At 32.8% G+C, this 12,486-nt stretch carries 12 protein-coding genes and 6 tRNA genes; 17 read left to right on the plus strand and 1 reads right to left on the minus strand.

Annotation, left to right across the window (positions count from 1 at the left end):
• Nucleotides 1–45 precede the first annotated feature (45 nt).
• The 15 genes from HMPREF2864_RS11320 (at nt 46) to fumC (ending at nt 9,686) form a co-directional block, all read left to right on the plus strand.
• A tRNA-Trp gene (locus tag HMPREF2864_RS11320) sits at nt 46–119 on the plus strand.
• Nucleotides 120–121: 2 nt separating this feature from the next.
• Nucleotides 122–194, plus strand: a tRNA-His gene (locus HMPREF2864_RS11325).
• Between the two features lie 11 nt (nt 195–205).
• Nucleotides 206–277 (plus strand) — tRNA-Gln (locus tag HMPREF2864_RS11330).
• A 5-nt stretch (nt 278–282) separates the two neighbouring features.
• Nucleotides 283–356, plus strand: a tRNA-Cys gene (locus HMPREF2864_RS11335).
• A 6-nt stretch (nt 357–362) separates the two neighbouring features.
• A tRNA-Gly gene (locus HMPREF2864_RS11340) sits at nt 363–437 on the plus strand.
• Nucleotides 438–475: 38 nt separating this feature from the next.
• Nucleotides 476–559: transfer RNA gene (locus tag HMPREF2864_RS11345), tRNA-Leu, on the plus strand.
• Between the two features lie 616 nt (nt 560–1,175).
• On the plus strand, nt 1,176–2,234 hold the full coding sequence (locus HMPREF2864_RS11350; protein ID WP_002458752.1) for a PTS sugar transporter subunit IIC: 1,059 nt from the start codon (nt 1,176–1,178) through the stop codon (nt 2,232–2,234).
• Nucleotides 2,235–2,381: 147 nt separating this feature from the next.
• Nucleotides 2,382–3,839 carry an ABC transporter substrate-binding protein/permease gene (locus HMPREF2864_RS11355; protein ID WP_062077816.1) on the plus strand — a complete coding sequence of 486 codons (1,458 nt, stop codon included), beginning with the start codon at nt 2,382–2,384 and terminating at the stop codon, nt 3,837–3,839.
• Nucleotides 3,832–4,530 (plus strand): amino acid ABC transporter ATP-binding protein, encoded by a 699-nt coding sequence (locus HMPREF2864_RS11360; protein ID WP_070545781.1) that lies wholly within the window; start codon nt 3,832–3,834, stop codon nt 4,528–4,530. Before HMPREF2864_RS11355 ends, HMPREF2864_RS11360 begins: the two co-directional genes overlap by 8 nt.
• Before the next feature lie 484 nt (nt 4,531–5,014).
• Nucleotides 5,015–6,157, plus strand: a complete 1,143-nt coding sequence (gene queG, locus HMPREF2864_RS11365) for a tRNA epoxyqueuosine(34) reductase QueG (RefSeq protein WP_002458755.1) — start codon at nt 5,015–5,017, stop codon at nt 6,155–6,157.
• A 1-nt stretch (nt 6,158) separates the two neighbouring features.
• A complete protein-coding gene (gene trmL / locus HMPREF2864_RS11370; protein WP_002458756.1) occupies nt 6,159–6,629 on the plus strand; it encodes a tRNA (uridine(34)/cytosine(34)/5-carboxymethylaminomethyluridine(34)-2'-O)-methyltransferase TrmL in 471 nt (156 codons plus the stop codon).
• Between the two features lie 165 nt (nt 6,630–6,794).
• Complete coding sequence (locus HMPREF2864_RS11375) at nt 6,795–7,394, plus strand: 6-phosphogluconolactonase (protein ID WP_002458757.1); 600 nt, start codon at nt 6,795–6,797, stop codon at nt 7,392–7,394.
• Between the two features lie 39 nt (nt 7,395–7,433).
• Nucleotides 7,434–7,604, plus strand: a complete 171-nt coding sequence (locus tag HMPREF2864_RS12095; RefSeq protein WP_002458758.1) for an SAS053 family DNA gyrase inhibitor — start codon at nt 7,434–7,436, stop codon at nt 7,602–7,604.
• A 173-nt stretch (nt 7,605–7,777) separates the two neighbouring features.
• Nucleotides 7,778–8,173 (plus strand): hypothetical protein, encoded by a 396-nt coding sequence (locus tag HMPREF2864_RS11380; RefSeq protein ID WP_070545779.1) that lies wholly within the window; start codon nt 7,778–7,780, stop codon nt 8,171–8,173.
• Between the two features lie 127 nt (nt 8,174–8,300).
• Nucleotides 8,301–9,686: a class II fumarate hydratase gene (gene fumC / locus HMPREF2864_RS11385; protein WP_060795478.1), complete on the plus strand. Its 1,386-nt coding sequence runs from the start codon at nt 8,301–8,303 to the stop codon at nt 9,684–9,686.
• A 32-nt stretch (nt 9,687–9,718) separates the two neighbouring features.
• On the opposite strand, the gene HMPREF2864_RS11390 is transcribed toward fumC, so the two are convergent.
• The gene (locus tag HMPREF2864_RS11390; protein WP_002477978.1) at nt 9,719–10,555 is read right to left on the minus strand and encodes an RluA family pseudouridine synthase; all 837 of its coding nucleotides are present in this window, start codon (nt 10,553–10,555) and stop codon (nt 9,719–9,721) included.
• A 167-nt stretch (nt 10,556–10,722) separates the two neighbouring features.
• Here HMPREF2864_RS11390 and HMPREF2864_RS11395 point away from each other — a divergent pair, with 167 nt between their 5' ends.
• Nucleotides 10,723–11,835 (plus strand): GAF domain-containing sensor histidine kinase, encoded by a 1,113-nt coding sequence (locus HMPREF2864_RS11395; protein WP_060795476.1) that lies wholly within the window; start codon nt 10,723–10,725, stop codon nt 11,833–11,835.
• A 21-nt stretch (nt 11,836–11,856) separates the two neighbouring features.
• Nucleotides 11,857–12,480: a response regulator gene (locus tag HMPREF2864_RS11400; protein WP_002458763.1), complete on the plus strand. Its 624-nt coding sequence runs from the start codon at nt 11,857–11,859 to the stop codon at nt 12,478–12,480.
• Nucleotides 12,481–12,486: the final 6 nt, after the last annotated feature.

A 12,486-nucleotide genomic window follows, 5' to 3' on the forward strand; every position in this document is an offset into this window, starting at 1 on the left:
TTCGGGTTCGGCAGTTCGAATCTGCCCCCCTCCATATTTTTAAATAGGGGCATAGTTCAACGGTAGAATAGAGGTCTCCAAAACCTTTGATGTGGGTTCGATTCCTACTGCCCCTGCCATGGCGGTTGTGGCGAAGTGGTTAACGCATCGGATTGTGGTTCCGACACTCGAGGGTTCGATTCCCTTCAACCGCCCTTATTATTAATGGGCTATAGCCAAGCGGTAAGGCAACGGACTTTGACTCCGTCACGCGCTGGTTCGAATCCAGCTAGCCCAGTTATTGGCGGCATAGCCAAGTGGTAAGGCAGAGGTCTGCAAAACCTTTATCACCGGTTCAAATCCGGTTGCCGCCTCCAGGTTATGCGGGAGTAGTTCAACTTTTAGAACACATTCCTTCCCGGAATGAGATATAGGTGTAAATCCTATCTTCCGCTCCAATATTGCTTCCAACAGGAAGTTTTTTATTTATAACTGTGCCGGCGTGGCGGAATTGGCAGACGCGCGGGACTCAAAATCCCGTTCCTTTATTGGAGTGTCGGTTCGACCCCGACCGCCGGTATATTGACCTCTAAACATTGTAGCGTTTAGAGGTTTTTTATTATTTGAAAAATTCAAATGAAATCCTAATAAGTCATAAAGCTATTTTGCGACGATAGTTCATAGATTATATATTGAAATAGAGCCGACTGTTGAGCATATTTCTGTAGTAATTATTCTTTGCCAAAACTTGTAGTATCAAAATTTTTTATATATTTTTAAGCGGGATTGTAACTAGTAGCTTTTCCTCGGCTTGTGCAATTATATTGTCATTGCAAACCTAAAACTTTTGATCATTTTTCACTTGGATATGATAGAAAGATATTATAAAAAGTTTGAGAAATCATTATAAATGGATACTTACAGGTAATTAAACCTTAGTACAAGATATACAATTTTATAAAGGTAATACTAAATTGGAATAAGATATTTTAATTTTTAAGAGTTGCTAGTGAAATGGAATATTTGGTTAATCAGTCATTATCTTTGTTGAATTAGCTAATAAAGGCGTTATAGTCTTAGAATTGAAGTCCTGTTTATATCACTATATTTGATTTTTTGCGATTAATGGAAATTTTGGTTGTTTAATGCCGATGAGTATAATATTATTAATCTAATGTAATTATTGGAGGTTTGAAATGACTAAACAACATGTTAATGTAAAAGGTTTCTTTAGTAATATATTGAATGCTGTAGGGGCCGGAGTAGTTATTGCGCTGTTGCCTAATGCCTTATTGGGGGAGTTATTAAAGCTATTTAAGGATGATTACCAATTTTTGGGTATGATTTTTCAATTGGTTACTGTTATACAATCATTTATGGCATTTATAATAGGTGTTTTAGCAGCACATCAATTTAAATTTAATGGTGCTGGTGCTACGCTGATTGGAACTTCTGCAATGTTAGGTTCTGGTGCGATACATATTACAACTAGTGGGGTTACCTTAAAAGGTATCGGCGATATAATTAATGTTATTTTAGTAGTAATTGTTGCTTGTTTTTTATATTTAATTTTTCAGAATAAATTTGGATCTTTAGAGATGATTATTTTACCTGTTGCCATACCTGTTTTAAGCGGTATATTTGGCTTGTATACTTTACCGTATGTTCAAACTATAACTAAGGCATTAGGTCATATGATTAATTCATTTACTGAACTTAATCCATTGCTGATGTCTATTCTGATTTGTGTCACTTATTCATTATTAATGGTTACACCGATTTCTTTAGTAGCTATTGCAACGGCTATTAGTTTAGATGGTTTGGGAAGTGGTGCGGCTAATATGGGTATAGTAGCAGCTTGCGTAACTTTCATATTTGGCTCATTAAGGGTAAATTCAGCGGGTGTCAATATTGTATTGTTAATCGGTGCAGCAAAAATGATGATACCAGTTTATTTAAAACATCTTATCATTATGATTCCTTTAGCTATTAATGGCGTAATTGGTGGAGTAATTGCTTATTCGATTGGTATAAAAGGGACACCGCTTTCTGCAGGATTTGGTTATACAGGATTAGTAGGGCCAATAAATGCATTAAATCGTATGACTGGCGATGTAACTATGAATATAATCTTATTAGCGTTTGGTTATTTTATCATACCATTTGCTAGCGCATTTATTATACATGAATTATGCAAAAAAATCATTCCTGGTTATACTAACGATATTTATAGATTTGAAATTCCAAAGCAGTAATATTTGCTTATAAAGAGCATATATACAGTGATATAAAAGAGTGCACAAGATGATTTATTTCATTTTGTGTACTCTTTTTTAAAAAAAGCTATTGCATATATATTTATTTAAATGTATAATAATGAACATCGAAAAGGAGGGGCAATCATGAAAAAGTTAATACAGTTGTTAATGGTTGTTGCCATAGTATGTGGTTTAATGATAGCCAACATAACACCGATTGCACATGCAGAACAGGATAAAAATTGGGAGAAAATTAAAGAAAGTGGAGAACTAAAGGTTGGTTTATCAGCAGATTATGCACCTATGGAATTTGAGCATAATGTTAATGGAAAAAATGAATATGCTGGTGTAGATATTGAACTTGCAAAAAAGATTGCTAAAGATAACCATCTTAAACTAAAAATTATAAATATGCAGTTTGATAGTTTATTGGGAGCATTAAAAACAGGAAAAATTGATATCATCATTTCAGGAATGACTTCAACACCTGAACGTAAAAAAGAAGTCGATTTTAGTGATCCATATATGTATTCTAATAATACGGTTTTAGTCAAGAAAAGTGATGCTAAAAAGTATCATTCATTAAAAGATTTAGCTAATAAAAAAATAGCTGTTCAAAAATCTACTGAGCAAGAAAAAATTGCACAGACTGAAATAGAAAACGCAAGTATCACTTCTTTGACGCGTTTACCAGATGCTATTCTTTCTTTAAAAAGTCATAAAGTAGATGCGGTAGTAATTGAGAAACCTGTAGCAGAAGCATATTTAAAGCAAAATAAAGAATTAACTTTAGCATCTGTGAAATTTAATGAGGATAAAAAGTCAACAGTTATAGCTATACCTAAAGATTCTCCAGAAGTAATGGCACATATCAATAAATCGATTAAAGATGTCAAAGATCATAATTTAATTGATAAATATATGGATAAAGCTTCTAAAGAAATGTCAGATGATGGTAACTTTTTTACTAAATATGGCAGTTTCTTCGTTAAAGGTATAGTCAATACAATTATATTATCAGCTATTGGCGTTATTATTGGTGCAGTTTTGGGAACGCTAATTGCATTAGCAAAATTGAGTAAAATTAAAATCATTTCGTGGATAGCTGCTGCTTATATTGAAATAATTAGAGGAACACCATTACTTGTGCAAGTATTTATTGTGTTCTTTGGTACTACTGCTGCATTAGGATTAGATATTTCAGCATTTATTTGCGGGATAATCGCTTTAATTATTAACTCATCAGCATATATTGCTGAAATTATTAGAGCTGGTATCAATGCAGTAGATAAAGGACAAACGGAGGCAGCTCAGTGTTTAGGTTTGAATTACAATCAAACAATGAAAAATGTCATTATGCCACAAGCGATTAAAAACATTTTACCTGCTTTAGGAAATGAATTTGTGACATTGATTAAAGAGTCATCAATCGTATCAACAATTGGTGTGAGTGAGGTTATGTTTAATTCTCAAGTTGTTCAAGGCATATCATTTGATCCGTTTACACCATTACTACTAGCTGCGGGATTATATTTTGTTTTAACATTCTCATTATCTAGAATTATGACTTTAATTGAAGGGAGAATGAAGGCCAGTGATTAAAATTAAAAATTTAATTAAGTCGTTTGATAAAAATGAAGTACTCAAAGATATAAATTTAGAGGTTCATAAAGGTGAAGTTGTATCCATTATTGGGCCATCAGGGAGCGGTAAAAGTACATTATTAAGATGTATGAATTTACTTGAACAACCAACAGATGGACATGTTATTTTTGAAGGAAAAGAATTAACAAGTAAAGACGTTAATTTAAATGAATTACGCCAAAATATGGGAATGGTTTTTCAAAGTTTTAACTTATTTCCACACAAAACAGTACTTGAAAATATATACATGGCACCGAAATTATTAAAAAAAGGTGATTTAAACACGTTAAAAAAAGAAGCGCATAATTTATTAGAAAAAGTTGGTTTGGCGGAAAAAGCTGAAAATTATCCGAATCAACTTTCTGGAGGTCAAAAACAAAGAGTCGCAATTGCTAGAGCTTTGGCAATGCATCCAGACGTCATATTATTTGATGAACCAACATCTGCATTAGATCCAGAAGTTGTTAATGATGTGTTAAAAGTCATAAAATCTTTAGCTAAAGAAGGTATGACAATGGTTATAGTAACGCATGAAATGAGTTTTGCGAAAGATGTTAGTGATAAAGTTATCTTCATGGCTGATGGCTATGTTGTTGAAACAGGCAAGCCTGAAGATATATTTGAACATCCAAAAGAACAAAGAACTTAAAATTTCTTATCACGTGTATTATCATAGTCTAATGATATTGTGACATAGATGTCTCTGACAAGTTGAAGGTAGCAGGATAGAATTCATTATAAAATTCTATCTTGCCTTTTGGTAAGGTTGACAAGGATAGAAAAAAGCTTGGTATAAGCGTATTTTCTATCCATTGAACTACTGCCAATATTTAGTCATAGGTTAAAAACATAATTATGTTCCAGATTCTTCATTATTATATTAAGTGGATTAAGATAAAGCATAGTTTTTTCAAGTACAAATTATTGAAGATAAAAGAAGCGCAAAGTTGATTTATTTAAAATCATCTTTGTGCTATTTTTTTGATTTTACGTCCCATCTTGTATTTTAATTTAAAGATTAACATATTTTGATTAATGAAAAATTTATAGTTCTATCAATTTCAATTTCATTTGTGAATTTTTATCCAAGTGTTAGTGTGAAATTGTGGTAAAATGACTTATGTAAATTTTCAATGGGAGGCTTAGAGTTGAATACAGCTCATTTAAAAACAGAAATTATTCAATTTGCGCACAGCATTGGAATTGATCAAATAGGTTTTACTACAGCTGATCCATTTGATGAATTGAAGCAAAAATTAGAAGATTATCATGCAAAAGGTTACGCATCTGGATTTGAAGAATCTGATATAGCATTAAGAACAGAACCAAAACTTAGCTTGCCTACTGCGCGCTCTATCATCGCAATTGCTGTCGGATATCCTAATAAATTAAAAGGTGCGCCTAAAAGTGTACGTGGTAATCGCAGAGGTATGTTTGCACGTGCTTCATGGGGACAAGATTATCATACAATTATGCGGAATAGACTAGATAAATTAGCTGAATTTATTCAAAGTAAAGTGCCTGATGTTGAAATACAAAGTATGGTTGATACAGGTGTTTTATCGGATAGAGCTGTAGCTGAGCGTGCAGGTCTAGGTTTTGTTGGAAAAAATGGCTTTATTATTAATGCAGAATTGGGAACTTGGTCATATTTAGGAGAAATGTTAGTTAGTATTCCTTTTGAACCAGATGATCCCATTTTAGATAGTTGTGGTGATTGTACAATTTGTGTTGATCGTTGCCCAACAGGTGCTCTAGTTGGTAACGGACAACTAAATAGTCAAAAGTGTATTAGCTTTTTAACACAAACAAAAGGATATTTAGCTGATGAATATCGTTATAAAATAGGGAATCGTTTATATGGTTGTGACACGTGTCAACAAGTATGTCCTAAAAATAAAGGGATCAATACTGAACACGATGATATTATTCTAGAACCAGAAATTTTAAAACCAAGATTAATTCCATTATTACAAATGAGTAATAAAGAATTTAAAAATACTTATGGACATTTAGCTGGTGCGTGGCGAGGAAAGAAACCTATTCAAAGAAATGCAATTATTGCCTTAGCACATTTTAAAGCTAAAGAAGCACTACCCGAATTAAAAGAAGTTGCACTTAATGATAAAAGACCAATGATAAGAGCAACAGCTTACTGGGCAATAGGACAAATCGATGGTTATAATGCGCAATCATTTATCGATGCACATTTTGCTGAAGAAGTTGAAGAAGTACAACAAGAAATGATAAAAGGTTTAGAAATGAGGAGAAATTAAAATGACAAATCATATTGTTTTATATCAACCAGAAATACCTGCTAATACAGGTAATATAGCTCGTACATGTGCTGGCACTGACACACATTTACATTTAATAAAACCACTCGGATTTAGTACTGATGATAAAATGTTGAAACGTGCAGGTCTAGATTATTGGAAATTTGTAAATATTACTTATCATGAAAGTATTGAATCATTTTTTGAAACAACTTCAGGTAAATACTTTTTACTAACTAAATTTGGTAAAAAAACATATAGTGATTTTGATTTCTCTGATCGTGATGACGATTTGTATTTTATATTTGGCCGTGAAACTACAGGATTGCCACAATGGGTAAAAGAAAAATATGCTGACACTGCCTTACGAATTCCAATGAACAGTAATATACGGTCTTTAAATTTATCAAATACAGCTGCTTTGCTTATTTATGAAGCATTAAGACAACAAAAATTTTACGGTTTGTCATAAATAGGGGAAATAGTGACTTAATTTATTTCATTGTAATTTAATGATATATTTATATTGATATTAAAAAGCGATGATATATCATAGTTTTAATAGCCTTAGATAGGGTAATATACAATTAATATCATTAATTTTTATTAAAGTTATAATTGAGGAGTGTAATAAAAAATGGCAATGAACTTTAAAGTATTTGAAAATAAAGATCAAGTTGCAGAGTATTCAGCAGATATCATTAGAAAACAATTTAACAATAATCCTACTACAATTGCTGGATTTCATTTAAACAAAGAGGCATCACCAGTACTTGATATGCTTAAAAAGAATGTTGACCAACATGCGGTTGACTTCAGCCAAATTAACATTCTTGACTATGATCAAAATCAAGAATATTTCAAAGCGCTGGGGGTTCCTGAGAGTCAAATTTATCCTATCTCATACGATCAAGATGCTGAAGCGTTTATCTCTGATAAAATTAAAACAAAAGATAATAAAGGGAAACTAATATTACAAGTAGCTTCAATTGATGATCAAGGAAACCTTAATATCAGTCTACGTCAAGGATTGTTAAATGCTAGAGAAATTATCTTAGTCATTACAGGACATAATAAAAAAGAAGTAGTAGAAAAACTGTATAATGAAAATGGAAAATCTAATTTTGAACCTGCTGATTTAAAAGCACATCGTATGGTAACGGTTATTTTAGACGAAGCGGCAGCTGAAGGTTTGCCAGAAGATGTACGTCATTACTTTACTGATCGGTTTGCTTAAAGTAAAAGCGATTATAAATAATATAGTGAGGTCATTTTAATGTCAAAAGAAAAAAAGAGTCGTTTAAATTATCATGAGGAAGAGAATGCGATGGTTGAAAATTTAGAAGACTTAAAAGAGCTGGGCAAAGAAATGGAACACATCTCAGAGAAAAATGACGAAGAAAAAGTTAATCAATCGCATGATACATCAAAGTCTTCAAATTCATAAAGACTAACAAAATGATTTGTAATGAATGCTTATGATGTAAATATTATATAATATAATTAAAAAGGGACGAGATTATAAAGTCAAAATGACTTATCTCGTTCCTTTTTAATTTAATCTGAAGCACGTCAGATTTTATGCTAAAATTAGAAGAAAACATTTAGAGGAGAAAGCGAATGTTCAGCAAATATTGGTTACATATCATCATATTAACGATAATTATTAGTTTGATTTCAATTAAAGGTTTCCCGATTGCTTTGGGAGCTTTATATTTACCTATATTATTTAAAGTTGTGAAGTTACAGCTTAATTTATCTAAAGGACTTGTAGATGATGTTAATGCAATTGCTTTTTTAAAGAGTAATCGCATCGGCATAGTGATTAGTATTGTGTGCATTTTATTAGTTACGGGGATACTATGTTACACACTTGATCATTTATATAGCAATTTCAATGGAATATTAGGCTTGTTAATCTCATTCAGTCCAATTACCTTAACTTTAAGTGTCATTTTATATATCATGTCAGCTTTTGCAACAGTGCAAGCCGTCAAAAATAAATACACTAAGTAAAGAAATAATATCGATTAACTATACTTAATTGAATTTTAGTGAAAACGTTTTATTTGCGCGTTGCCCTTTGATTTTAAATAGTGCTATACTACTGTTAAACAATCAATTGATAAGGGGAGATACACGTATGTCAGTACGAATTGAACATGATACATTTGGAGAAATAGAAGTGCCTGCTGATAAGTATTGGGGGGCACAAACGGAACGTAGTAAACGTAACTTTCCAGTTGGCAAAGAACAAATGCCTATTGAAGTGATTTACGGCTTTGCGCAATTGAAACGTGCTGCTGCATTAGCTAATCACGAATTAGGAAAGTTAAGTGATGCTAAAGCAAATGCCATTGTGTATGCGTGTGATCAGATTTTGAATGGTAATTTAGACAATCATTTTCCATTGGTAGTGTGGCAAACAGGCAGTGGTACACAAAGTAATATGAACGTGAATGAAGTAGTAAGTTACGTGGCTAATCAATATTTACAAGAACAACAAAGCGATGAGCAGATTCATCCCAATGATGATGTCAATAAATCACAAAGTTCTAATGACACATTTCCAACTGCGATGCATGTAGCACTTTATCATGAAATTGAAACCAAACTTGTTCCCGCTTTACAGCAATTACGTACCACTTTTGAAGAAAAGGAACATTCATTTAATCATATTATTAAAATTGGACGGACACATCTACAAGATGCAACACCTATTCGTTTAGGACAAGAAATAAGTGGTTGGCGTTATATGCTAGAAAAGTGTGAGACATTATTAGCAGAGTCAAAATGTCACATATTAAATTTAGCGATTGGTGGAACAGCAGTAGGTACTGGTATTAATGCTCACCCACAATTTGGAGATAAAGTGGCGACATATATTGCGACAAACACAGGATATCCATTTGTATCATCTGAAAATAAATTTCATGCATTAACATCACATGATGAAGTTGTGCAATTGCATGGTTCATTAAAGGCACTTGCCGCAGATTTGATGAAAATAGCTAATGATATTCGATGGTTAGCCTCTGGTCCTAGAGCTGGTTTGGCAGAAATTGCTATCCCTGAAAATGAACCAGGTTCATCTATCATGCCAGGTAAAGTGAATCCAACACAATGTGAAATGTTAACTATGGTGGCAGTTCAAGTCATGGGCAATGATACGACTGTAGGTATTGCTAGCTCACAAGGTAATTTTGAATTGAATGTCTTTAAACCGGTCATTTTACACAACGCACTACAATCCATTTATTTATTAGCTGATGGTATGCAAACCTTTAACGATAACTGTGCGAAAGGTATCGAACCAATCGAAGAAAATATTAATAATTATTTAAATCAATCATTAATGCTAGTAACTGCTTTAAATCCACATATTGGTTATGAAAAAGCAGCACAAATTGCCAAAAAAGCGCATAAAGAAGGATTAACCTTAAAAGAATCTGCAATTGCTTCCGGTTATGTTACAGAAGCTCAATTTGAAACATGGATAAAACCTGAAAACATGGTTGATCCTCATTAACAGGCAATAATAAATTACTGAGGCCGCAATGTTTATTTGGTAATAGGATTGTCATCTAAGTTAACTGATATAAACTGTTGAGTTAAAGGATGGACAAAATCAATTTGATAACTTTTTAATTCTAATTTTCGTAGTTTTGAATCACCATATAAAGGGTCACCAATAACAGGGTGTCCTATTTCAGCTAAATGTACTCTAATTTGATGTGTGCGTCCTGTATCTAGCTTAATATCTAACTGGCATACACCTTCTTTTAACATTGTGGAAGCAAGTATATGTGTAATGGCACGTTGTCCAGTATTAGATATGCGACGCTTATTGGGATGGAATTTATCTTTACCTATTGGCATATCTATAGTTTGAGGTTTTATGGGCAATAGTGCATTAACGTTTGCTTTGTAGATTCGAGTAATTTTATTGTCCTCTAGCATTCGGTCAAGAATTTTTTTCATAAGTGGATTTTTAGCAATGATGAGTAACCCAACTGTTTCTTGATCTAAACGATGTATGGGTTCAGCATACTCACTATCTAATGTATAAATGATGTGGTTCATTAATGTGTTGCTTTCTTTTAGATCATTAGGATGCGTTTTGACGCCTTTTGGTTTCATTACGATAGCTAAATCATCATCTTCATAATAAATTTGAGCGTAACGATAACTTGGTAAATAATTACTTTTTTCTTCATCAGTAGGAATTTCAACACAATCCATGGTATGGACTTGATTACTTAATCTAGCAGGTGCGTTGTTAATCGTAATTTCTTTTGACATATTCAGCTGATGTAAATCTTTTTTAGGAACTTTTAAAGTTTGAAAAATTTCTCTTAATGTTAGGTTGTTATAATCTTCAGGTATTTTAAATTTCATAGAATCCTCCTACGCATTCTCTATCATCTTATCATAATTTTTGAATAACATAACGTGTAACTGTTTTATTTTCATCATTTTACAAGAATGATCAATAAAATTTATTTTTAAAATTAAAACCACACATGTATAATATAAATAATATGGCTGGTAATTGGAGAGATTTTATGTCACAACCTTCTCGTTTGGCATTGCTAAAAGAAATAGCGGAATTTTTAAATGAAGAAACAGAAATGTATAGTATGATGAATGGTGCTTTGCATTATTTATTGCAGGGCAGCCAGTTTACTACTGGTTGGATTTTCTTTATTGATGACAGTGGACATCATGAATTGGTTGCTGATTCGGATTTACCTGGTGCTTTACAGCGTGAGCAGTGTCAATTTATGCATGAAGGTTCATGTTGGTGTGTACGTGCATATCATAACCATAAACTGACAAAGGCATCTAATATTATCAATTGTTCGCGTATAAATTTGGCCGCCCAAGCCTATAGCGATGAAACAGAAGACATCACACATCATGCAACGGTGCCACTCAAATCAGGAGATGAACAGTTTGGGCTGCTTAATGTTGCAGCTCCTCATAAACATACATATAGTGATGATGATTTAGAACTTTTAGAATCTGTCGCTTTTCAAATTGGCTCTGCAATTAAACGTATCTTACTTACCAACAAAGAAAAAGAACGTGCGCGTGTCAATGAGCGTAACCGACTAGCTAGAGATTTACATGATTCAGTTAATCAGATGCTATTTTCTCTAAAGATTACCGCTCATGCTGCCCAAGGCATGACAACGGATCAATCTGCCCAAAAAGCATTTCAAACCATTGAAGATATCAGCCAATCAGCAGTAAATGAAATGCGTTCATTAATATGGCAATTGAAACCAGTTGGGTTAGAGCAAGGACTAGTTCATGCATTATATCACTATAGTGAACTACTACAAATAAACTTAAATGTCTCTGTAGATGGTTTGATTAAATTACCTAATACCATTGAGGAAAATATATATCGTATTGCTCAAGAAGCGATGAATAATGTCAAGAAACATGCAAATACAGAAGATGTTGATGTAACTATTAAACAGCACAATGACATGCTCTATATGTCTATTGTGGATCAAGGAAAAGGATTTGATATTACTCAGGTAACTGATAATCAATCATTAGGGTTGAAAAATTTAAAACAGCGGGTCGGTTCAATGAAAGGCAAGATTGAAATACACGCAGAAGTAGGCCAAGGAACCGCAATTTATATTGAAATTCCATTAACATAATTACGCAAAGGAGTTGTCTCTGTGGCGGATATCATACTCGTAGATGATCATCATATTGTCCGACAAGGATTAGAATTTTTGTTATCAACAGTTGAAGAATTCAATGTCATTGAAAGCTTTGCGAATGGTGCATCATTTATAAGTTATTTAAGTGAGAACCAGCCACCTGATATTGTTTTATTAGATTTGGTAATGCCTGAGATGAATGGTATTGAGGTGACTGAATTTTTAAAAAAGAACTATTCTGACATCAAAGTGCTGGTATTAACAAGTTATGTAGATGACGAACATGTCATTTCTGCGATAAATAAGGGTGCAGATGGCTATGAAATGAAAGATGTAGAACCAGCAAAGCTTATTGAAACAATACGACGTGTTTTAGTAGGTGAACGCATTATTCACCCAGAAGCCAAAACTGTAATGGAAGCTGTGGCCAAAAAACCGCATTATACCAATAAATTATCAAAACGAGAAATTGACGTTTTACGAGAAATGGTCAAAGGAAAAACAAACAGAGAGATTGCTGAAACACTATTTGTATCAGAAAAAACAATAAAAACGCATGTTAGTCACATTTTTAATAAGTTACAAGTCTCAGATCGTACTCAAGCTGCTATTTATGCTATGCAAAATAACTTGATTTGATACTGA

This window comes from Staphylococcus sp. HMSC059F04 (assembly GCF_001812565.1).
Classification (GTDB): Bacteria; Bacillota; Bacilli; order Staphylococcales; family Staphylococcaceae; genus Staphylococcus; species Staphylococcus lugdunensis.

Coding starts and splice junctions, on each gene's coding strand:
- HMPREF2864_RS11380 (WP_070545779.1), top strand. CDS start 7,778: ATGTTCAGCAAATATTGGTTACATATCATCATATTAACGATAATTATT.
- HMPREF2864_RS11350 (WP_002458752.1), top strand. CDS start 1,176: ATGACTAAACAACATGTTAATGTAAAAGGTTTCTTTAGTAATATATTG.
- HMPREF2864_RS11395 (WP_060795476.1), top strand. CDS start 10,723: ATGTCACAACCTTCTCGTTTGGCATTGCTAAAAGAAATAGCGGAATTT.
- trmL (WP_002458756.1), top strand. CDS start 6,159: ATGACAAATCATATTGTTTTATATCAACCAGAAATACCTGCTAATACA.
- queG (WP_002458755.1), top strand. CDS start 5,015: ATGGGAGGCTTAGAGTTGAATACAGCTCATTTAAAAACAGAAATTATT.
- HMPREF2864_RS11375 (WP_002458757.1), top strand. CDS start 6,795: ATGGCAATGAACTTTAAAGTATTTGAAAATAAAGATCAAGTTGCAGAG.
- HMPREF2864_RS12095 (WP_002458758.1), top strand. CDS start 7,434: ATGTCAAAAGAAAAAAAGAGTCGTTTAAATTATCATGAGGAAGAGAAT.
- HMPREF2864_RS11390 (WP_002477978.1), bottom strand. CDS start 10,555: ATGAAATTTAAAATACCTGAAGATTATAACAACCTAACATTAAGAGAA.
- HMPREF2864_RS11355 (WP_062077816.1), top strand. CDS start 2,382: ATGAAAAAGTTAATACAGTTGTTAATGGTTGTTGCCATAGTATGTGGT.
- fumC (WP_060795478.1), top strand. CDS start 8,301: ATGTCAGTACGAATTGAACATGATACATTTGGAGAAATAGAAGTGCCT.